This window comes from Agrobacterium sp. CGMCC 11546 (assembly GCF_013365515.1).
GTDB classification, from domain to species: domain Bacteria; phylum Pseudomonadota; class Alphaproteobacteria; order Rhizobiales; family Rhizobiaceae; genus Agrobacterium; species Agrobacterium fabrum.
This window is the reverse complement of the sequence record NZ_CP047387.1, coordinates 1,161,484-1,182,685: the sequence shown is the minus strand read 5'-3', so window position 1 is coordinate 1,182,685 and position 21,202 is coordinate 1,161,484. Positions and strand designations below refer to the sequence as shown.

Genomic DNA, 21,202 nt, shown 5'->3' with positions numbered 1-21,202 from the left:
AAAAACCTTAAGCTCCTGCGCCGGACACAAATTGCAGAGAACCATCAGATTTTCAGTTCAAATCATCAGGGAGAAAGCACACTATGAGCCTGCGTATCAACGATATCGCCCCCGACTTCACCGCCGAGACCACCCAGGGTCCGGTGCGTTTTCACGACTGGATCGGCGATGGCTGGGCAGTCCTGTTTTCCCATCCGAAAAACTTCACGCCCGTGTGCACGACGGAACTCGGCGCCATGGGCGGCCTGCAGCCGGAATTCGAAAAACGCGGCGTCAAGATCATCGGCATTTCGGTCGATCCGGTCGAAAGCCATGAAAAATGGAAGGCCGATATTCGCACCGCGACCGGCTTCAATGTCGATTATCCGCTGATCGGCGACAAGGACCTGAAGGTGGCGAAGCTCTATGATATGCTGCCGGCGGGGGCCGGCGACAGCTCCGAAGGTCGCACGCCTGCCGATAACGCCACCGTGCGCTCCGTCTTCGTCATCGGCCCCGACAAGAAGATCAAGCTGGTCCTCACCTACCCGATGACCACCGGCCGCAATTTCGATGAAATTCTCCGCGCCATCGATTCCATCCAGCTCACCTCCAAACACCAAGTGGCGACGCCCGCCAACTGGAAGCAGGGAGAGGATGTCATCATCACCGCCGCCGTCTCCAACGAAGATGCGATTGCCCGTTTCGGCTCCTACGACACGGTTCTTCCGTATCTGCGCAAGACGAAGCAGCCCGGCTGAGCTCCTAACAAAAACGGGGGCGGTGAACTATCATCGCCCCAGTCATCGCACTTCTCATGGCTTTATGATCCCCCCATGATAGTCAAGCCGGTACGTCTCGACATGTCCCCGGTAGATGCGCTCGACACCGGTAAAGGACTCGAATTCACCAGCATTCGTATCAACATAGATCAGATTTTCGACCGGATGGGTAAAGCCGCCGAGAAAGCGGCCTTCCCTATAGAGCGTGGAGAGCGACCGCTGAATGACCATACCGGCCGTCGTGCCGTCGATCATATCAGGCCTGAGAATACGGCCGTAATAACTCATCCCCCATACCGCGGTTCCCTGGTGCCAGACGACCTCCTGGCCGATGAAATCGGTTCCCCCGAAATAGCTGTCGACATAATGCCAGTCTCCGTCCCGATAACCGAGATCGTGCGATCCCTGACGCGTGGGGGTCGCAGATTTATCGCCGCCGCCGACATATGTTGCAGACTTGGCTTGCACGATAAACTCCTCCAACATTGACCCTCTCCACGATCTAGAACATAAAGTGAACATAGACGGTTTTCGCGATCGTCGCAAGCATCCTGCCGCACGACGTCGAGCCGCTATTTCAGCGCTGACGGGCTTGGTAATTGCGGCTTTTGCCCTTAAAAGCATCGCAGGAATTATCCCAAAAGAGTGCTCATGCCGCAAAACCCGCAAATCTATGTCGACGCCGACGCGTGCCCCGTGAAACCGGAAATTCTGAAGGTGGCGGAGCGGCATGGTCTGGAAGTGACCTTTGTCGCCAATTCCGGCCTTCGTCCTTCGCGCGATCCAATGGTGAAAAACGTCATCGTATCTGCGGGTTTCGATGCGGCTGATGACTGGATTGCCGAGCGTGCCGGCGAACACGATATCGTCATTACCGCCGATGTGCCGCTGGCCGGACGCTGCGTTGCCAAGGGCGCACTGGTGACAGGACCGACGGGGCGCGTTTTCGATCCGTCGAATATCGGCATGGCGACGGCGATGCGTGATCTGGGTGCGCATCTGCGCGAAACCGGGGAAAGCAAGGGCTATAACGCGGCCTTCTCGCCGCGTGACCGCTCGGCCTTTCTGGAGACGCTTGACCGTTTCTGCCGCCGTGTCAAAAAATGACGCCGCAAACAGAAAGGTGTCGTCCATGACCCGCGCCAGTCCGAAAAGCCCGGCCAAGAGCCCCGTCAGTCCCAAGAGCAATATCTATCGCCGTCATCGGCCTTTCGTCATTGCCTTTCTCGTCTGGGCCCTCAGCCTTGGCCTGGCGCTGGCATTTGCGCCTTCCGTCGCCATAGAGATCGCTGCGGTTCTGTTTTTCCTGACCTATCTGACGCTGGTCGCCTTCCGTCTGCCGAAGCTGACCGCGCAGCAGCTGAAAGCCCATGCCGACAGCGACGATCTGCCTGCGGTCGCGATCATCGCCGTCACGCTGCTTGCGGTCGGTGTTGCCGTGGTGTCGCTGTTTCAGGCGCTCAACCACACGGGTGAAACGGTCTGGACGCTGCTCATCGCCTTCGCCTCTGTTATCTTCGGCTGGCTGACGATCCACACTATGACCGCCCTGCACTACGCCCATCTTTACTGGCGTCCGGCCACGGTGGATGGCAAGCCTCAGCATCGCGGCGGCATGGATTTTCCGGCGACGAAGGAACCTTGCGGTTACGATTTCCTCTATTTCGCCGTGGTGATCGGCATGACGGCGCAGACCTCGGATGTGGGGGTAACCACCACCGCCATGCGCAAGGTGACGCTGCTGCACTCCATCGTTTCGTTTTTCTTCAACACGGTTCTGGTCGCGGCGGCGGTCAATGCCGCGGTCTCGCTTGCGGGCTGAACCGGAATTTTTCTTAAGGGAATGGCTTCATGAACATCATTTCGCAGAATACGGCCTTTGGCGGCATGCAGGGCGTTTTTTCGCACCAATCCGAAACGCTCAAAAGCGAGATGACATTCGCAGTCTATGTGCCGCCGAAGGCGATCCATGAGCCCTGCCCGGTTGTCTGGTATCTCTCCGGCCTCACCTGCACCCATGCCAATGTCATGGAAAAGGGCGAATATCGCCGCATGGCGTCTGAACTCGGTTTGATCGTCGTGTGCCCGGATACTAGCCCGCGCGGCAATGACGTGCCGGATGAGTTGACCAACTGGCAGATGGGCAAGGGCGCCGGTTTTTATCTCGACGCCACCGAGGAGCCGTGGTCGGAGCATTACCAGATGTACAGCTATGTGACGGAAGAGCTGCCTGCCTTCATCGGCCAGCATTTCCGCGCCGATATGAGCCGCCAGTCCATTTTCGGCCATTCGATGGGCGGTCATGGTGCGATGACAATTGCGCTGAAAAACCCCGAGCGTTTCAAGAGCTGCTCGGCTTTTGCACCCATCGTTGCCCCCTCTTCGGCCGACTGGTCGGAACCGGCGCTGGAGAAATATCTCGGTGCTGACAGGGCCGCATGGCGTCGCTATGACGCCTGCTCGCTGGTCGAGGATGGCGCACGGTTTCCCGAGTTCCTGATCGACCAGGGCAAGGCCGATAGTTTCCTGGAAAAAGGCCTGCGCCCCTGGTTGTTCGAAGAGGCGATCAAGGGCACGGATATCGGCCTGACGCTGCGCATGCATGATCGTTACGACCACTCCTATTATTTCATCTCCACTTTCATGGATGACCATCTGAAGTGGCATGCGGAGCGGCTTGGCTAAGGCTGGAGAAACAGGCCGGCGGCGCCCTGTGAGCGCCGCCGTTTCCGTCTTGATCCGGCGTCACGGGATGCGGGCAATGACCTTTATCTCGAAATCGAAGCCGGCGAGCCAGTTGACGCCGATGGCGGTCCAGTTCGGATAAGGCGATTTGCTGAAAATCTCCTGCTTGACGGTCATGATCGTTCCGAACTGGTTTTCCGGGTCCGTATGGAACGTTGTGACGTCAACGATGTCGTCGAAGGTGCACCCCGCCGCCGCAAGTGTGGCCTTGAGATTTTCGAAGGCCAGCCGGACCTGCTGTTCAAAATCGGGTTCAGGCGTTCCATCGGCACGGCTGCCGACCTGGCCGGAAACGAAAAGAAGGTCGCCGGAGCGAATGGCGGCCGAATAGCCGTGTTCTTCGTAAAGCGCGTGCCTGTTGGCCGGGAAAATTGCTTCGCGTTCAGTCATCTAGCATCTCTCTTTGTGGCTTGAGTGGCCTTGACGAGCGAAGTGCTGCTTGCAAAACTTCGAACGTCATTCGACATACGGTACGTATGCGAGATAGTGACGTACGCAGCGTATGTCAATTCAGATACGCAATGTATGTGAACTCCACTGCATCGAGGTGCAATTTTTCAGAGCGTAAGATTTCCAGGATAAATGGGAATGGGTGGATGTCCCCCTCCCGCCTTCCCTGCTGCTTATGGAAACAGGGCCGTTGCAAGCGTCGTCGGGCCGGGCCGGTTCAGCCTGAATTCGTGGATCACCCGTTCAGCAACACCATAGGCGAGTTCCTGTTCGATCGACTGATTGTCGAAGCTGACGACAGTGGCGGTGAATTTGGCCTCGGCGATGACTTCGCCCGTCGCTACGGCTGCGGCACGGACGATGACCTTGGCTGATGCCCGCTCTCCAAACAGGAAGGGCGCGCGTTTGACGGATGCAATACGGATGGTCAGGACCACACGCGGTCTGGTCTCACCCCGCGCCGTCATCTTGATCGCATTCTGGACCTGCGCATGGATGGACTGCATCAGTGCCGGCGCTACATCTGGGCGTGCAGCGACAAACGCGCCGCGCACATCATAAAGCAGCCGGTCGGTGTTTGTCGCTTCCGGTTCCAGCCTGAAAGACATCAGCACGAAAGACGCCAGCACAAGAATGCCAAGGCGTTTCAGCGTGGTGGTCATGATCAGCGGCTCCCCTTACGTGAGGTAGCCGTATGTTCCGTGATTAGGGTTAGAAAAGCGTTAAGAAGCGCTCTTCAGCGACTCCAGCACGTTGAGGGCGGCGCGCATGTCGATGAGCCTGACGGCGCGGCGTTCCAGCGCCTCCTCGTCCTCGCCCCATTGCTCGGCGGTCCAGTCCTCGTCCAGATGGGCGAGTGCCCAGGCCTCTTCCAGCGTCAGTTCCCCTTCTGCCAATGCCAGTGCCAGAATGGCGGAGCCGGTCAGAGACGTCATGGTGTGCAGCGCGGCGAGCGCAATCGGCGTATCGTATTTCTTCAGCGTCACCGCAAAGGCCGCGATGGCCTCGCGCGGTTGGTCGCGATGCATGACACCTTCGACGAGGATAAAGCGGGCGCCGAGTACATTGGTGGCCCAGTCCAGAACCGGATCCCAATGGTCCGTCTGCCGCGCAACCAGCGCTTCCGGATCGCCGGCGCGATAGCAGAGGAGATCGGACGAGGAAAAACGGAGTATGTCCTCGAAAACCGCCTGTGTGTCGCTGGCGATGCCATCGATGGCGGTATTCACATGCCGCGATACCGGCATGACGACCGGGTTCACCACTTCTTTCTGAGCATCCCATTCGTCGCGGAGCAGGTCGGCCAGCGCCCGCGAGGGTGCAACCAGTGGCTTCTTGGCGGGCGTGCGCAGCGGCTTGCCGTCGAGGAGGATGGTGAAACCGCCCTCCTCCGTCTCTCCGACGGTGACATCCTTGTAGAACCGCTTCGGCAATGGTTTCTGCATCTGGATCTGCGCGCGCAGGATCGGGTCGGGGTGGCTGAGGCCCTCTGAAAGGTCGTTCAGGAGATCACGCATGGCACATCCTCGTCAGTCGGATAGAAGAAGTCATTCGGTAATGTCGGCCGGAACATAGGCCGGAATGTCGCTCGGATGGTTGACCACCGCATCGGCACCCGCCTTCCAGAGGTCTTCGACCGAAGCGTAACCCCAGGCGACGCCGATGGCTTTTGCGCCAGCCGCTTTCGCCATCTGCATGTCATAAATCGCGTCACCGATGACGATAGTATCGGCCGGAACCATGCCGGTTTCGTGGCAGCATTCCATCACCATTGCCGGGTGCGGCTTGGAGGGGCAGTCATCCGCCGTGCGCGAAACGATGAAATGATCGGCAAAGCCATGGGTTTCCAGAATTTGGGTGAGCCCACGCCGGCCCTTGCCGGTGACAGCGCCGATCAGCACGTCATCCCGCTTCGACAGCATATCGATCAACGAGGCTATGCCATCGAAAAGCGGAGTTGCGTTTTCGAAACGTTCTCTCAGCGGATGATAGTTCTCTTTATAGCGCAGCGCCATGGCCGCCGCTTCATCGTCCACATGGACCCTGCCCAGCATGCGGGCGATGGCGATATCCAGCGTGAGCCCGATGATCGCCTTGGTCTCGGAGATATCAGGCCGCGGTTTTCCAAAATCGGCAAAGGTCTCGGACATGACGGCATGGATCAGGCCGGCGCTGTCCACCAGTGTGCCGTCGCAATCGAAAAGGACGAGTTTCATCTGTTGTCAGTCTTCCCTATCGCCATCGGCCACGTCGAGGCCGAGCAGGTTCCAGGTCTGTACCATGTGCGGCGGCAAGGGTGCGCTGACGCGAAGCCGGCCGCCGTTCGGATGCGGTATGTCGATATGGCGGGCATGCAGGTGCAGTCGCTTCTGTACGCCGCCCGGGAAATCCCAGTTCGGATCGTCAATGTAATATTTGGGATCGCCGATAATCGGATGTCCCATATACAGTGCGTGAACGCGAAGCTGGTGGGTGCGGCCGGTATAGGGTTCCATTTCCAGCCAGGCGAGGTTCTGCGCGGCGGTGTCGATGACACGGTAGTAGGAAATGGCGTGGTCGGCCCCCTCCTCGCCGTGTTTGGCGATACGCATGCGGTCACCGTCGGGGGTCTGTTCCTTGACCAGCCAGGTGGAAATCTTGTCCTGATGTTTGCGCGGCACGCCACGAACAAGCGCCCAATAGGTCTTCTTGGTGTCGCGCTCGCGGAAAGCGGCGGTCAGCTTCTGCGCGGCGCCACGGGTGCGGGCAACCACCAGCACGCCTGACGTGTCACGGTCCAGACGGTGCACCAGACGCGGCTTTTCGCCCTTCGGGCTGGTCCACGCTTCCAGAAGACCGTCAATATGACGGTTGACGCCGGAACCACCCTGCACGGCAATGCCAGCGGGCTTGTTGAATACGAGGACCTTGTCATCTTCATGCAGCAGCATGCGTGCCAGAAGCTCGCCGTCTGCCGAATGTTTGAGATCCTTCGATCCGATCGGACCGGTCTTGGTCTTCATATCGGAATCGACCGGCGGCACACGCACCATCTGTCCCGGCTGCACCCGCGCATCCGTCTTCACCCGGCCGCCATCCACACGCACCTGGCCGGAGCGCAGCAGCTTTTGCAGCTGCCCGAAACCGAGCCCCGGATAGTGAATCTTGAACCAGCGATCGAGGCGCATACCGGCCTCGTCGGCCTCGACCTTGATATGCTCGATACCTGCCATGAAATTTCCAGTCTTTCTGTCTTGATCGCGCGCTCTGTTCGTCGGCGCGCCGTTTGGTTCAAGCCTTTAGAACAAGTTGCGGCCCAAGGCCAGCCCGGCGAAAACCGCAGCGATGGAAACCACAAGGCTTGCAAGGATGTAAAAGGCCGAAAGGCCGAGTGCACCACGCTCGAAAAGCGAAACCGCATCCAGCGAGAAGGACGAGAATGTGGTGAACCCGCCAAGCACGCCGGTGACGAGAAACAGGCGCATTTCCATGGATGCGTTCAGCCTTCGCGCCACAAGTTCGACCAGCAGACCGATCAGGAAAGAACCGACGATATTAACCGCGAGCGTTCCCCAGGGGAAATTCGGACCCGCCAGCCACATGCTCCAGACGCCGACCAGATAACGAAATACGGAACCGATTGCGCCGCCTGTCGCGACAAGAGCGATATTGATCATGGAAATGATGTCTCCGGAGTTTGCCGGACCGGGCAGTCCAACGCATTTCTAGACCAAGGCAACCGCGGGCGAAACCCCTTTGCCCGGCGCTTTCATCCATTAAAATACGATTAAATTGCAGCGTCGCGATTTAGCCTTCCAACAAGATGCGGGTGCTAATATTCGGTTTTCAGGGTCGCAAAGATGGCCGGGGGTTGAATGACACAGGTTCTTTCTGTTTCTGCAAATACGGCAGCCTATGCGCTGGAAGCGGTGAAGCCATCGCAGCGCGTTCCGCGCAAAACGGAAATCGAAGACGCTATTCACGAGTTGGCACGTAAAGCCGAGCGTGGGGAGGATTTCCAGCTTCGCGGCATGATGACCGTGATCAAGCCACCGGCCCTGACACTCTATTTCCTCACCGCTGCCAGTCAGCGCCAGGAACCGCAGGCGACGCTGGAGCAGGCCGTCGAGGCATATGAGGAAAATAACTCCCCACAGAAGTCAAAAAATAATATTCTAGATCAAATCGATATATAGATATCTTAATTCTGTTTCTTAGTTTCCATGCTTGCAAAGCCGACACCCGCGTTCAGTCTGGTGTCAGCTTTATTTTCTAGATATTTTTCGACCGAGTTCCGGAAAATCGTGATGGTAGTGCCATCGCCTTTTCCATCACGGCGCTGAAAAACAAATCAATGTGTGAGACATCTTGCGGCTACCGGACCTGTCACGCGTTCCGGTAGCCGTTTTTCTTCTGTCAATTATGCTGATGATCGGTGCCGCCCTTGGCTGCGCCCGTGGAGAGCACGATCTCTACCTTACCGGCCTTCTCAAAGACCAACGTCACCGGCACCTTGTCGCCTTCGGCAAAGGGTTTCTTCACATTGAAGAACATCATGTGCAGGCCGCCGGGCTTCAGTTCCACCGTTTGGCCGGCGGGAATGACGATACCCTCATCCAGCTTGCGCATTTTCATGACGTCGTTGACCATGGCCATCTCGTGGATTTCAGCGCGGCCGGCGGCTGAGGATTCGATACCGACCAGCTTGTCGTCGCTGTCGCCGGTGTTCTTGATGGTCACGTAACCGCCACCAACCGGTTGACCCGGCAGCATGGCCTTGGTCGCGCCATCGGACACTTCGAGGTTGCCGACCTTCACGACATCCATATCCATGCTCATGCCGGAATGATCATGCCCGCCCGGATGCGCCTTGGCAGCGACCTTGATGGTCGGCGCCGGGCTTTTCAGCGAATGCGGATCGACGCCGGCGGCTGCGACCTCATCCCAGGAGACCTTGCCCTTGTCGCCGCAGAGCTGCGTCACCTTGAAAGGCAGATCCTGCCCGACTTCGACGCCTGAGATTTTGCCCTGCACGGCGAAGGTGTCATAGAACTCGTCCGGCAGGTCGCCACCCTTCCAGCGGACCTCGACAGCCCCACTTGTGATGTCCTTGCCGTGGTTCTTGTAGGTCTTCTGGTAGTCGCCCTTGATGATTTCCAGCTCCCAGCCGGCCTTGGGCTGCGGCTTGGCGGAAATGAAGCCTTCCGGCAGCTTGATCTGCACTTCCGTGGTGGCAAGCCCGCCATCGCAGCCATGCGGCACCTGAAGGGCGGCAACGATGGTGCTGTCCTGTTCGGCCGAGCCGTCCACGAATGTGGCGTGCGCAAAAGCCGACGCGGTCGAAACCGATGCAGCGAAGAGAGTGCAGGTGATGATCTTGGTGGTTTTCATTTGTCTGTCCCTGCGACTGCGCCCCCTGGGGCTCCGCAGCCGCTCCGTGCCACCGATAGGCGGCGATGATCCCGTAATGTGAAAAATCAGGAGGACAGGGCGGGCGGACCACGCGCGGACGGTTGTTGGATCGTCAGGACGGAGTGCACGCTCCATTCGGCGGACAGGCGGTTGTCGAGCCAGGCGAATTCTTTCTTCAGCCAGCCTTCCATGTCGGGCATCGGCAGAAGAATGGAAGATGCCAGCAGGCAGGCTTCGCAGAAGAGGATAGCGTCGCCCGAATGGGCCGGGCCGTCCTTGGTGTGGGAGGCATTCACCCCACCGACGTGGCCGAGGCAAATCTCGGCAAAGGTGCCATCCGGCAGCCGGTAGCTCTCGTCGAGGACGACCTGTGGGCTAACTGCAAGCGCCGGCTTGTGCGCAAAACCGAGCGACAACATAAGGGTCGCGCAGAAAATGCGAAGCATCTTCTCCATCCCTGTCAGCCGTCGTTTTCGATTTGCGTCCATGTCCTAGGCGATATCCCGCTTTCCTGCCGATTTCAAAGGGGAATTTTGCCGCAGGCTTGATCGTTGCAAGGGAACGATCGACGCGACGCGGCATTTTCCTTGCAAAGCCATTGTTTCAAAGGAGGCAGACATGCCAGCAAAATCGAAAGCCCAGCAGAAAGCGGCGGGTGCCGCGCTCGCCGCCAAACGCGGTGAAGTGAAAAAATCCAGTTTACAAGGCGCTTCAAAAAGCATGGAGAAGTCCATGACAGAAAAGGAACTTGAGGATTTTGCATCAACAAAACGCAAGGGCTTGCCGGAGAAAAAATCCGACTAGCTGCGCCTCGTCGTTGGAGCCTCGGTCTGGTCGCTGAAACGCCTCGTTGCGTCCGTGAGAACCCCGCCAACCCGCTTTCTATGACGAACGTCGGATGGGCACACAGACGCGGCCTCGAAACCGCTATACGGGACGGCTGAGATGACGATGGCGCAGATGGAGCAAGAATCTGTTCAGATGCGTCATTTGGTCCTTGCCAATAGCGGGGCTTCGAAGATAATGAGCGTCGCATCATCGTTGGGAGAAACCGCTTCATTGCGGTGCCGAAGGAGCAACCGCCCCGGAAACTCTCAGGCAAAAGGACCAGCGATGACGACGGAACTCTGGAGAGAAGCCACCTTGATCTAGGGACGGCTCGCCGAAGGGATAACAATCTCAGGCGACAAGGACAGAGGGGGCTCTTGAACCGGCGCTTTCGCGCCATGACCTGAGCCCGCGCGATATCTCGCGCAACCCTGGAGGCGTCCTTGGACGATACCGCCGCGCTGAAAACCACGCCGCTGCATTCCCTGCACATATCGCTTGGCGCCCGTATGGTGCCTTTCGCCGGTTACGACATGCCCGTGCAATATCCGGCCGGCGTGCTGAAGGAACATCTTCAGACCCGCACCTCCGCCGGTCTGTTCGACGTGTCCCATATGGGCCAGGTGATCCTGAAGGCGAAGTCCGGCAACAATGAAGATGCCGCACGCGCACTTGAGACGTTGGTGCCGGTCGATATTCTCGGACTGAAGGAAGGTCGCCAGCGTTATGGCTTCTTCACCGACGACAACGGCCACATCCTCGATGACCTGATGATCACCAATCGTGGCGACCATCTTTTCGTCGTCGTCAATGCTTCCTGCAAGGATGCCGATGTCGCCCATATGAAGGCGCATCTTTCCGATGCCTGCGAGATCACCCTTCTTGATGACCGTGCTCTGATCGCGCTGCAGGGACCGCGCGCCGAAGCGGTGCTGGCAGAACTGTGGGCCGGCGTTTCCGAGATGAAGTTCATGGACGTGCAGGAAGTACCGCTGCATGACGTGCCCTGCATCGTTTCCCGTTCCGGTTATTCGGGAGAAGACGGTTTTGAAATTTCCGTGCCCGCGGACAAGGCTGAAGAGATCGCCAAGGCTCTGCTCGAACATCCCGATTGCGAAGCTATCGGACTTGGCGCACGTGACAGCCTGCGTCTGGAAGCCGGCCTTTGTCTCTATGGCAACGATATCGATACCACGACCTCCCCCATCGAAGCCTCGCTCGAATGGGCGATCCAGAAGGCGCGCCGCGCCGGTGGCGACCGTGAAGGCGGTTTTCCCGGGGCGGAACGCATTCTCGGCGAACTCAAGGACGGCACATCGCGCCGCCGTGTCGGTCTGAAGCCGGAAGGCAAGGCCCCGGTGCGCGGCCATTCAAAGCTTTTTGCGGATGCCGAAGGCGTGACGGAAATCGGCGAAGTGACGTCAGGCGGTTTCGGCCCCTCGGTCGAAGGCCCTGTCGCCATGGGATACGTGCCTGTTTCCTACGCAGCTCCCGGCACGGCGATCTTTGCGGAAGTGCGCGGCAAATACCTGCCCGTCACCGTCGCCGCCCTGCCCTTCATCAAGCCCACCTACAAACGCTAATCCTCATTCCATCTCCGGAGAGAACACGATGCTGAAATTTACCGCAGAACACGAATGGCTGAAGTTCGAAGGCGATATCGCCACCGTTGGCATCACCAGCCACGCCGCTGAACAGCTTGGCGATCTCGTTTTTGTCGAGCTGCCGGAAGTGGGCGCAACCTTCGCCAAGGATGGCGATGCTGCGACCGTGGAATCCGTCAAGGCGGCGTCCGACGTCTATTGTCCGCTGGATGGCGAAGTGGTCGAAATCAACCAGGCCATCGTTGATGACCCCTCGCTGGTCAATTCCGATCCGCAGGGTGCCGGCTGGTTCTTCAAGCTGAAGCTTTCCAACGTTGCGGATGCCGATACGCTGCTCGACGAAGCGGCCTACAAGGAGCTGATCGCGTAATGACGACGCCCACGGAATTCCATTTCACCGACTATCAGCCCTATGATTTCGCCAACCGGCGTCACATCGGGCCGTCGCCGTCGGAAATGGCGGAGATGCTGAAGGTCGTCGGCTATAAGAGCCTCGACGCCCTCATCGACGCCACCGTTCCCTCCTCCATCCGCCAGAAGGTGCCGCTCACCTGGGGTGCAGCGCTGACTGAACGTGAGGCACTGGATCGTCTGCGTGAGACGGCCAACAAGAACCAGGTCCTGACCTCGCTGATCGGTCAGGGCTATTACGGCACCATCACGCCGCCGGTCATCCAGCGCAACATCCTGGAAAACCCGGCCTGGTACACGGCTTACACGCCCTACCAGCCTGAGATCAGCCAGGGCCGTCTTGAGGCGCTGTTGAACTACCAGACCATGGTCTGCGATCTGACCGGTCTCGACGTCGCCAATGCATCACTGCTCGATGAAGCGACGGCCGCTGCCGAAGCCATGGCCATGTGCCAGCGCGTTGCCAAATCCAAGGCGACTGCTTTCTTCGTAGATGCCAATTGCCATCCGCAGACCATCGCGCTGATCGAGACCCGTGCGGCCCCGCTCGGCTGGAAGGTAATCGTCGGCAATCCCTTCACCGATCTCGATCCCGTCGACGTGTTCGGCGCGATCTTCCAGTATCCCGGCACCCACGGCCATGTCAGCGATTTCACAGGCCTGATTTCCCGCCTGCACCAGACAGGCGCGATTGCGGCCGTCGCCGCGGATCTTCTGGCGTTGACGCTCTTGAAATCTCCGGGCGAAATGGGTGCTGACATCGCCATCGGCACCTCGCAGCGTTTCGGCGTTCCGGTTGGTTACGGCGGTCCACATGCTGCTTACATGTCCGTCAAGGACGCACATAAGCGCTCCATGCCCGGCCGTCTGGTCGGCGTCTCGGTCGATGCGCGCGGCAACCGCGCCTATCGCCTGTCGTTGCAGACCCGCGAACAGCATATCCGCCGCGAGAAGGCGACGTCGAACATCTGCACCGCGCAGGTGCTGCTCGCCGTCATGGCCTCCATGTATGGCGTTTTCCACGGCCCGCAGGGTATCAAGGCGATTGCCCAGCAGACCCACCAGAAGGCCGTCCTTATGGCCAAGGGTCTGGAAAAGCTCGGCTACACCATCGAGCCGGAAACCTTCTTCGACACGATCACCGTCGAAGTCGGCCACATGCAGGGCGTCATCCTGCGCTCGGCTGTGGCGGAAGGCGTGAACCTGCGCAAGGTTGGCGCGACGAAGATCGGCATGAGCCTTGACGAGCGCACGCGCCCGGCGACGCTTGAGGCCGTCTGGCGTGCGTTCGGCGGCAATTTCTCGATTTCGGATTTCAAGCCGGAATATCGCCTGCCGAAGGACCTGCTGCGTACCAGCCAGTACATGACGCATCCGATCTTCCACATGAACCGCGCTGAAAGCGAGATGACGCGTTACATCCGCCGCCTTTCGGATCGCGATCTGGCGCTCGACCGCTCGATGATCCCGCTTGGTTCCTGCACCATGAAGCTCAACGCCACGGCGGAAATGCTGCCGATCACCTGGCCGGAGTTTTCTGACATCCACCCCTTCGTGCCGGCCAATCAGGCGCTCGGTTACAAGGAGATGATTGATGATCTCTCGGAAAAACTCTGCTCGGTGACCGGTTACGACGCCTTCTCCATGCAGCCGAATTCCGGCGCGCAAGGGGAATATGCGGGGCTTCTCACCATCCGCAACTATCATCTCGCCAATGGCGGCACGCATCGTGACGTCTGCCTCATTCCGACATCGGCGCATGGCACAAATCCTGCCTCGGCGCAGATGGTCGGCATGAAAGTCGTGCCGGTGAAAGTGCGTGATAACGGTGACATCGATATTGATGATTTCCGTGCAAAAGCAGAGCAGTATGCAGAAAACCTCTCGTGCTGCATGATCACATATCCGTCCACCCACGGCGTATTCGAGGAGACGGTTCGCGAGATCTGCGAGATTACCCACAAGCATGGCGGACAGGTCTATCTGGATGGCGCCAACATGAACGCCATGGTCGGCCTTGCCCGCCCGGGCGACATCGGCTCCGACGTCAGCCACCTCAACCTGCACAAGACCTTCTGCATTCCGCATGGCGGCGGCGGTCCGGGCATGGGACCGATCGGCGTCAAGGCGCATCTGGCTCCCTTCCTTCCCGGCCATCCGACGACGGACGGTCGTGAGGGTGCGGTGTCTGCGGCCCCCTTCGGTTCTCCTTCCATCCTGCCGATCTCCTGGAGCTACTGCCTGATGATGGGCGGCGAAGGGCTGACGCAGGCGACCAAGGTGGCGATCCTCAATGCCAACTACATCGCCGAACGGCTGAAAGGCGCTTACGACGTGCTCTACAAGTCCGAGACCGGTCGCGTGGCGCATGAGTGCATCATCGACACCCGGCCGCTCGCGGATAGCTGCGGCGTGACGGTGGATGATGTGGCAAAGCGCCTGATCGACTGCGGTTTCCATGCGCCGACCATGAGCTGGCCGGTGGCCGGCACGCTGATGATCGAGCCGACGGAATCCGAAACCAAAGCGGAAATCGACCGTTTCTGCGATGCCATGCTGGCGATCCGCGAGGAAGCCCGCGACATCGAGGAAGGCCGTGCGGACAAGAATAACAACCCGCTGAAGAACGCACCGCATACGGTGGAAGACCTGGTCGGCGAATGGGATCGGCCCTATAGCCGCGAAAAGGGCTGCTTCCCGCCCGGCGCCTTCCGGATCGACAAATACTGGTCGCCGGTCAACCGCATCGACAATGTCTATGGCGACCGCAACCTGATCTGCACCTGCCCGCCGATGGAGGCTTATGCCGAGGCCGCCGAATAAGGCATCGCTGCAAACCAACATGCAAAGGCCCGGAGCGATCCGGGCCTTTTTCGTTACGGATAGTTTTGCGACCGCGCAGTCGTCTCTCTCTCGCACGATTGATCTGCACACGTTGCATGCTAAACAGGGCGACGCGGTTAAGGGGATGAAGTGGGAATGCGTCTGATTTGCCTGAATGGTTGGGGCGGAAAGCTTCATGACAAGCTCGTTCCCTATATTGCCTCATCCGACCCCGATATTTTATGCCTTCAGGAGGTAGTGCACACGCCGGCAGCTACGCAGGACTGGTTGAGCTATCGCGATCATGGCATCGAGCTGCCGCAGCGGGCGAACTTCTTTCGCGATGTCGCCGAGGCCTTGCCGGACCACGTGGCGATATTCTGTCCCGCGGCGCAGGGCGACCTCTGGCAGGGCGAGACACGATATCCTTCCCAATTTGGGCTCGCGACCTTTGTTCGCAAATCCATCGCGATCATTGCGCAGGCGCAGGGTTTTGTGCACGGCGTCTTTTCGGCTGACGGATATGGCGATCATCCGCGATCACGCACAGCCCACGCCATCAGGGTTTTCGATTTTACGACCGGTCAGCCCGTCGTCATTGCCCATATGCATGGGCTGCGCGACCTCGAAGGCAAACATGATATACCTGCCCGGCTGGAGCAGGCAAAACGTCTTGTGCAACTCGTCAAGAATATTGCGGAGGATGGCGACCGGGTCATCGTCTGTGGCGATTTCAACGTTCTGCCTGACAGCAGGACTTTCGTCGTGTTAAATGAGCTTGATCTTGTCGAGCTCGTTACAACCCGCGGTTTCACCGATACCCGGACCTCGCATTATGCCAAACCGAACAGATATGCGGATTACCTGCTGGTCAATCGGGCCGTCAAGGTCAGTCACTTCGACGTCGTAAGACAGCCGGAAGTCTCTGATCATTGCCCCTTGCTGCTTGAATTCAGCTGAGGAGCCGGACGCAGCACTGGGGCCGCTCGTCAGCGCACCAGCCGGATGTCGCTCGTCACCACGGTCTTGCCGGTCCTGCCGTCCTTATCGGTGGTGCGCAGCCGCAGGCCGTTGGCTCCAACCTTTTCAATGGTCATGGCAGCAATGCGGTCGCCATTGATATCGCGGTTCCATCTGACCGTCAGGTTGATCGCGTTTCCTTGCCTTGTTCCGGAAAGCGCGGATGGCCGGCCGGAAGGGCCGGTATACGCACCACTATAACGTCCGCCCTTCTCCGAGAGATCGGCCGCGATTGCGCGCTTGACCACGAGAAGGCCCCGGCAAGTGCCGGACATGTTGAGCGACGATGCTCCCGCATTGGAATTCAGCGTACAACTCACATTGATCGGCGGTGTGCCGATGCGGGTAATCACTGTTCCCTTGCCCGCCCATGTGCCTTTCAGCGACGAGAGGAATACGCGTTCATCCGCATGTGCTGGCTGAGTGCCGAGCAATCCGGCCGAAAATAAAAGTGCAAAAGCCTTGATCTTCATGGCGAGTATCCGTTTTTTTCCACGAAGACTAACTCACCAGTACGGTTAAACGTTCCTCCAGCCAATTCTATAACGATCAAAAATCCAGAGATCTCTGTTTATGTCGTGCCAATGCAACCAAATGCGGGCACAGATGTTTCTCGCCAGCCTCGATCGATTTCCCATTCCCTTTTGCATATTTTTCGGAGCATATTTCATGACGACTATCGGCGTTTCGGCACCGCATGGCAGCCTTCCTTCCGGTGGTTTGCCGCGCAGCGGCGGCATCTCAGACCGCACGCTTTTTGCCCTTGCAGCGCTGAATTTTTTCCTCGCCGATGCCCGTGACGGCCTCGGGCCGTTTCTGGATGCATTTCTGGCGACACAGGGCTGGTCTTCGCTCTCGCTGGGCATGATCGCCACGGTCGGCGGCCTCGTCGGTCTGCTTGCGACGCCACTATGCGGTGCGCTGGTGGATGGCACGACGTGGAAGAGGATGCTGATTGCCATCCCCGTCGTTCTCGTGACCATCGGCGCGCTGATCACGCTGATCTTTCCGGATGCGTGGATCGTCTGGACCGGCCAGATCATGACGGCTGTGGTCGGCGCCGTGGTCGGTCCAGCACTTGCCGGCCTCACCCTCGGCCTGGTTGGCGAGCGCCTGTTTTCCAACCAGATTTCACGCAACGAGTTCTGGAACCATGGCGGTAATTTCGCGTCGCTTTTCGCGACTTATGTGGTCGTCACCTTCTTCGGCATGAACGGGATCATCGGCCTGATGCTGCTGACCGCTGCCGGCGCCCTGGTCGCAACGGCGGCCATTGATCCTGCAAGGATAGACCACAAGGTTGCGCGTGGCCTTGCCGAAGACAAGGGAGAGCCCGGGCCATCCGGCATCAACGTGTTGCTGCACGAGCGAGGTCTGATCTTTCTCGCCATCATCCTGCTTGTCTTCCACTTCGGCAACGCGCCAATGGGTCGACTGATCGCGCAGGATTTCGCCATCGAACTGCAAACGCCCTTCCGCACCACAGCCGTCATCACCGGCGTCGCGCAATTCGCGATGATTTTTGTCGCTGCGATGGCACCCTGGCTGATACGCCGTTTCGGTCTTTCGACCGTGTTTATCATCGCGCTCGTCGCCCTGCCCATACGCGGTCTTCTCGCCTCGGCCTTTACGGATTTCTGGGTCATCTTTCCGGTACAGTTTCTTGATGGCGTGGGCGCCGGCCTGCTCGGCATCGTTACACCCGTCGCGGTGGAAAGAATCCTGAAGGGCACAGGCCGTTTTAATGTCGGCCTTGCCAGCGTCATGATGGTTCAGGGCATTGGCGCATCATTCAGCAATGTCGTTGCAGGCTGGCTGGTGACGAAGGGCGGGTATTCGCTGTCGCATCTTGTCGGCGGCGGCATCGCGGCGATTGCGATCGGACTTTTCATTCTCTATCGGAATGAAATCGCGCCGAAACAGGATGATGAAGGCGCTTCTCGATAGCGGCATATTGAGGTGCGCAAATAAAAGGAGGCCTGACGGCCTCCTGAAATCTCGTAGTCTTATGCGTTCAGCCGACGAAAGCGCGTTCGATCACGAACTCGGCAGGCTTGTTGTTGGCGCCTTCGTTAAGGCCAGCCTTTTCAAGCAGTTCCTTGGTGTCCTTCAACATGGCCGAGGAACCGCAGATCATGCCGCGATCAATGGCGGGATCGAGTGTTGGCACACCGAGATCGGCAAACAGCTTGCCGTTTTCGATCAGCGTGGTGATGCGGCCCTTGAAGGGGTAATCCTCGCGGGTGACAGTCGCATAATGCTTGAGCTTGTCGCCGACGATCTCGTTCAGGAACTCGTGATTGCGGATTTCCTCGACCAGATCGAAGCCGTATTTCAGCTCGGCCACATCACGGCAGGTATGGGTGAGGATGACCTCTTCGAACTTCTCATAGGTCTCGGGGTCGCGGATCAGGCTTGCGAAAGGTGCGATGCCGGTGCCAGTCGAGAACATGTAGAGACGTCTGCCCGGTGTCAGCGCATCCAGAACCAGCGTGCCTGTCGGCTTCTTGCGCATCAGAACCGTATCGCCGGGCTTGATTGCCTGAAGATGCGAGGTCAGCGGGCCATCAGGAACCTTGATCGAGAAGAATTCCAGTTCCTCGTCCCAGGCCGGGCTGGCGATGGAATAAGCGCGATAGATCGGCTTTTCACCGACCATCAGGCCGATCATGGCGAACTCGCCGGAACGGAAACGGAAGCCGGCTGGACGCGTCATGCGGAAACGGAACAGGTGATCCGTATAGTGCTCCACCGACAAAACCGTCTCGGCGTAAACACCATCAGGTATCTTGATCGCGAAATCTTCCGTCTTGGCTGGCGCGTTCATTTCAGGTTTCGTCCATTCATTCGATAAGCGACATTCTTCGACCGGGCAATTATACCATTTTTGTCGCGGTTTGAAGGCATGAGAATATCAATACTGCCATGCGCGCGGAAAATATGCATCCAAAACTCATATTTCCGCACAACGCGTCATTGGGCCGCACGGCGACGCCAGCTATAGGCCTCACCACCGGTGGCGGGAAGGGCGGTCGGCTGGTAGTAGACCGTGATTTCCGGCAGGCGATTTTCGGAAAGGCGGCGGATTGCCGTCTCGTTCGTCACGGCAAAGCTGGTAAAACCGGTGCGCAGCATCAGCGGCACCTGATCGATCAAAACATCGCCGACCGCCCTCACCTCGCCCGCAAAACCAAGGCGGCTGCGCAAGAGCGAAGCGTGGCTGAAACCACGCCCGTCATTGAAGGCCGGAAAGCTTACGGCGACAAGGTCGATACGGTCGAGATAAGGCTCGAGCCTGTTAACGTCGTCAGCCGGCGAAATCAGCACGCCGAGGCCAATATCGTTGCTTTCGGCGGCGCGGACAAGGAAATCGGCAAGTGGAAGCACGGGCTTCTGCTCGCCCGTTGCCTTCACCTCTTCCGTTTCGATCACCCATGGATCGTTTTCCGCAAAGCCGTCGCGGGTCCAGATTTTCGTCATATCCATTTCCTCAGGCGGCTTCGGCGGCGGAACCGTAGAGCGCGTCCTTGAACGGCTGCGGTCCGACGCGGCGATAGGCTTCGAGGAAGGTTTCTTCCTTCGAAAGGCGCAAGCCCAGATAAGTGTCGACAATGGTTTCCACCGCGTCGGTCACTTTTTCCGGCTCGAAACCGCGGCCAATGATTTCACCAATCGAGGTGTTTTCATCACCCGATCCGCCAAGCGTGATCTGGTAGAGTTCGGCACCCTTCTTCTCCACGCCCAGAAGGCCGATATGGCCGACATGGTGGTGGCCGCAGGCGTTGATGCAGCCGGAAATCTTGATCTTCAGCTCGCCGATCTCGGCCTGACGTTCGGGCGCGCCGAAACGGGTGGAGATCTCCTGCGCCACCGGAATGGAGCGGGCATTGGCAAGCGCGCAATAGTCCAGCCCGGGACAGGCAATGATATCGGTGATCAGCCCGGCATTGGCAGTCGCCAGTCCCGCGCCCACGAGCGCACGATAGACCGGCTCGAGATCGGCCAGCGCCACATGCGGCAGGATGATGTTCTGCTCGTGACTGATGCGGATTTCGTCAAAGGCATATTCGGCGGCGATGTCGGCGACGAGTTCCATCTGCTCGTCGGTCGCGTCGCCCGGAATGCCGCCGATCGGCTTCAGCGAAATCGTCACCATGCCGTAGTCCGGGTGCTTGTGCGGCGCGACGTTCTGCTCGACAAAACGGGCAAAACCTTCATCCGCACGCTTCCAGCGCGCCAGGCTTTCCCAGCCTTCAGGGCGGTCTTTCAGCGCCGGCGGGGCGAAATAGGCGGTGATGGCGGCAATATCGGCATCCGGCAGCTTCAATTCGGTGTTTTTCAGCTCCGCGAATTCAACCTCGACCTGGCGGGCCAGTTCTTCTGCGCCGGTTTCATGTACGAGGATCTTGATGCGCGCCTTGTATTTGTTGTCGCGGCGGCCGTGCAGGTTATAAACGCGCATGACGGCCGTGGTATAGGACAGCAGGTCCTCTTCCGGCAGGAAGTCGCGAATCTTCTTGGCGATCATCGGCGTACGGCCCTGCCCGCCGCCGACGTAAACGGCAAAACCGATCTCACCCTTGTCGTTCTTTTTCAGATGCAGGCCGATATCGTGGACCTGAATGGCGGCGCGGTCGCGCTCGGCACCCGTCACCGCGATCTTGAACTTGCGCGGCAGGAACGAGAATTCCGGATGCACGGAAGACCATTGACGCAGGATTTCCGCATAGGGACGCGGATCGGCGACTTCGTCTGCGGCAGCACCCGCGAAATGATCGGCGGTCACGTTGCGAATGCAGTTACCCGACGTCTGCAGTGCGTGCATTTCCACGCTTGCCAGTTCAGAGAGGATATCCGGCGTGTCCGAGAGGCGCGGCCAGTTGTACTGGATGTTCTGGCGGGTGGTGAAATGGCCATAACCCCGGTCATATTTGCGGGCGATATGGGCAAGCATCCGCATCTGTTGCGAATTCAGCGTACCGTAGGGAATGGCGACGCGCAGCATGTAGGCGTGGAGCTGAAGATAGACACCATTCATCAGGCGCAGCGGCTTGAATGCGTCCTCGGCCAACTCGCCCGATAACCGGCGCTCGACCTGATCGCGAAACTGCGCCACGCGGCCTTCAACAAATGCGTGATCGAATTCGTCGTAACGGTACATATTCTTCC

At 58.9% G+C, this 21,202-nt stretch carries 24 protein-coding genes and 1 riboswitch; of the genes, 11 read left to right on the top strand and 13 right to left on the bottom strand.

All coding sequences use genetic code 11. From position 1 onward, the window contains the following. Positions 1-83: 83 nt before the first annotated feature. Positions 84-740, top strand: coding sequence for a peroxiredoxin (locus tag GSF67_RS05920; protein WP_006315319.1), 657 nt, complete (start codon positions 84-86; stop codon positions 738-740). Between the two features lie 54 nt (positions 741-794). On the opposite strand, the gene GSF67_RS05915 is transcribed toward GSF67_RS05920, so the two are convergent. Beyond that, positions 795-1,247, bottom strand: a complete 453-nt coding sequence (locus GSF67_RS05915) for a DUF5680 domain-containing protein (RefSeq protein WP_006315320.1) — start codon at positions 1,245-1,247, stop codon at positions 795-797. A 165-nt stretch (positions 1,248-1,412) separates the two neighbouring features. Here GSF67_RS05915 and GSF67_RS05910 point away from each other — a divergent pair, with 165 nt between their 5' ends. From GSF67_RS05910 to fghA, 3 genes are read left to right on the top strand one after another with little or no spacing between them, the layout of a single operon-like run. After that, positions 1,413-1,868: a YaiI/YqxD family protein gene (locus GSF67_RS05910; protein ID WP_006315321.1), complete on the top strand. Its 456-nt coding sequence runs from the start codon at positions 1,413-1,415 to the stop codon at positions 1,866-1,868. Between the two features lie 25 nt (positions 1,869-1,893). Next, positions 1,894-2,583, top strand: a complete 690-nt coding sequence (locus GSF67_RS05905) for a DUF1345 domain-containing protein (protein ID WP_006315322.1) — start codon at positions 1,894-1,896, stop codon at positions 2,581-2,583. Between the two features lie 29 nt (positions 2,584-2,612). Further along, positions 2,613-3,446: an S-formylglutathione hydrolase gene (fghA, locus tag GSF67_RS05900; RefSeq protein WP_006315323.1), complete on the top strand. Its 834-nt coding sequence runs from the start codon at positions 2,613-2,615 to the stop codon at positions 3,444-3,446. 60 nt (positions 3,447-3,506) lie between these two features. Here fghA and GSF67_RS05895 read toward each other — a convergent pair whose 3' ends face one another. The 6 genes from GSF67_RS05895 to crcB form a co-directional block, all read right to left on the bottom strand. Further along, the gene (locus tag GSF67_RS05895; protein ID WP_006315324.1) at positions 3,507-3,896 is read right to left on the bottom strand and encodes a RidA family protein; all 390 of its coding nucleotides are present in this window, start codon (positions 3,894-3,896) and stop codon (positions 3,507-3,509) included. Positions 3,897-4,129: 233 nt separating this feature from the next. Beyond that, complete coding sequence (locus tag GSF67_RS05890; RefSeq protein ID WP_006315325.1) at positions 4,130-4,618, bottom strand: hypothetical protein; 489 nt, start codon at positions 4,616-4,618, stop codon at positions 4,130-4,132. A 60-nt stretch (positions 4,619-4,678) separates the two neighbouring features. Continuing rightward, a complete protein-coding gene (locus GSF67_RS05885) occupies positions 4,679-5,473 on the bottom strand; it encodes an ATP12 family chaperone protein (RefSeq protein ID WP_006315326.1) in 795 nt (264 codons plus the stop codon). A gap of 30 nt (positions 5,474-5,503) precedes the next feature. Further along, on the bottom strand, positions 5,504-6,172 hold the full coding sequence (locus GSF67_RS05880) for an HAD family hydrolase (protein ID WP_006315327.1): 669 nt from the start codon (positions 6,170-6,172) through the stop codon (positions 5,504-5,506). Between the two features lie 6 nt (positions 6,173-6,178). After that, complete coding sequence (locus GSF67_RS05875) at positions 6,179-7,168, bottom strand: RluA family pseudouridine synthase (protein WP_006315328.1); 990 nt, start codon at positions 7,166-7,168, stop codon at positions 6,179-6,181. A gap of 66 nt (positions 7,169-7,234) precedes the next feature. Next, the gene (gene crcB, locus GSF67_RS05870; protein WP_006315329.1) at positions 7,235-7,612 is read right to left on the bottom strand and encodes a fluoride efflux transporter CrcB; all 378 of its coding nucleotides are present in this window, start codon (positions 7,610-7,612) and stop codon (positions 7,235-7,237) included. A 198-nt stretch (positions 7,613-7,810) separates the two neighbouring features. Between crcB and GSF67_RS05865 the strand changes: the two genes are divergently transcribed. Then, a complete protein-coding gene (locus GSF67_RS05865; RefSeq protein ID WP_006315330.1) occupies positions 7,811-8,131 on the top strand; it encodes a hypothetical protein in 321 nt (106 codons plus the stop codon). 220 nt (positions 8,132-8,351) lie between these two features. Here the strand turns inward: GSF67_RS05865 and GSF67_RS05860 are convergent, their stop codons facing one another. After that, on the bottom strand, positions 8,352-9,326 hold the full coding sequence (locus tag GSF67_RS05860) for a copper chaperone PCu(A)C (protein ID WP_006315331.1): 975 nt from the start codon (positions 9,324-9,326) through the stop codon (positions 8,352-8,354). 86 nt (positions 9,327-9,412) lie between these two features. Then, positions 9,413-9,793 carry a hypothetical protein gene (locus tag GSF67_RS05855; RefSeq protein WP_010971643.1) on the bottom strand — a complete coding sequence of 127 codons (381 nt, stop codon included), beginning with the start codon at positions 9,791-9,793 and terminating at the stop codon, positions 9,413-9,415. A 172-nt stretch (positions 9,794-9,965) separates the two neighbouring features. Here GSF67_RS05855 and GSF67_RS05850 point away from each other — a divergent pair, with 172 nt between their 5' ends. From GSF67_RS05850 to GSF67_RS05830, 5 genes are all read left to right on the top strand, one after another. Then, positions 9,966-10,151, top strand: coding sequence for a DUF3008 family protein (locus tag GSF67_RS05850; protein ID WP_006315333.1), 186 nt, complete (start codon positions 9,966-9,968; stop codon positions 10,149-10,151). Positions 10,152-10,379: 228 nt separating this feature from the next. After that, positions 10,380-10,467: riboswitch (glycine riboswitch) on the top strand. Between the two features lie 151 nt (positions 10,468-10,618). Then, positions 10,619-11,758, top strand: a complete 1,140-nt coding sequence (gcvT, locus tag GSF67_RS05845; RefSeq protein WP_006315334.1) for a glycine cleavage system aminomethyltransferase GcvT — start codon at positions 10,619-10,621, stop codon at positions 11,756-11,758. Between the two features lie 28 nt (positions 11,759-11,786). Beyond that, positions 11,787-12,149: a glycine cleavage system protein GcvH gene (gcvH, locus tag GSF67_RS05840; protein WP_006315335.1), complete on the top strand. Its 363-nt coding sequence runs from the start codon at positions 11,787-11,789 to the stop codon at positions 12,147-12,149. Beyond that, on the top strand, positions 12,149-15,013 hold the full coding sequence (gene gcvP / locus GSF67_RS05835; protein WP_006315336.1) for an aminomethyl-transferring glycine dehydrogenase: 2,865 nt from the start codon (positions 12,149-12,151) through the stop codon (positions 15,011-15,013). Before gcvH ends, gcvP begins: the two co-directional genes overlap by 1 nt. A gap of 156 nt (positions 15,014-15,169) precedes the next feature. Next, on the top strand, positions 15,170-15,973 hold the full coding sequence (locus tag GSF67_RS05830) for an endonuclease/exonuclease/phosphatase family protein (protein WP_006315338.1): 804 nt from the start codon (positions 15,170-15,172) through the stop codon (positions 15,971-15,973). Positions 15,974-16,002: 29 nt separating this feature from the next. Here GSF67_RS05830 and GSF67_RS05825 read toward each other — a convergent pair whose 3' ends face one another. After that, complete coding sequence (locus GSF67_RS05825) at positions 16,003-16,506, bottom strand: hypothetical protein (protein ID WP_006315339.1); 504 nt, start codon at positions 16,504-16,506, stop codon at positions 16,003-16,005. Between the two features lie 133 nt (positions 16,507-16,639). Here GSF67_RS05825 and GSF67_RS05820 point away from each other — a divergent pair, with 133 nt between their 5' ends. Continuing rightward, positions 16,640-17,980: an MFS transporter gene (locus GSF67_RS05820; protein ID WP_035216341.1), complete on the top strand. Its 1,341-nt coding sequence runs from the start codon at positions 16,640-16,642 to the stop codon at positions 17,978-17,980. Between the two features lie 67 nt (positions 17,981-18,047). Here GSF67_RS05820 and GSF67_RS05815 read toward each other — a convergent pair whose 3' ends face one another. From GSF67_RS05815 to GSF67_RS05805, 3 genes are all read right to left on the bottom strand, one after another. After that, positions 18,048-18,860: a ferredoxin--NADP reductase gene (locus GSF67_RS05815; protein ID WP_006315341.1), complete on the bottom strand. Its 813-nt coding sequence runs from the start codon at positions 18,858-18,860 to the stop codon at positions 18,048-18,050. A gap of 146 nt (positions 18,861-19,006) precedes the next feature. Next, complete coding sequence (locus tag GSF67_RS05810) at positions 19,007-19,513, bottom strand: DUF934 domain-containing protein (RefSeq protein ID WP_010971634.1); 507 nt, start codon at positions 19,511-19,513, stop codon at positions 19,007-19,009. 10 nt (positions 19,514-19,523) lie between these two features. Next, positions 19,524-21,194 (bottom strand): nitrite/sulfite reductase, encoded by a 1,671-nt coding sequence (locus GSF67_RS05805; protein ID WP_006315345.1) that lies wholly within the window; start codon positions 21,192-21,194, stop codon positions 19,524-19,526. Between the last annotated feature and the right edge of the window lie 8 nt (positions 21,195-21,202).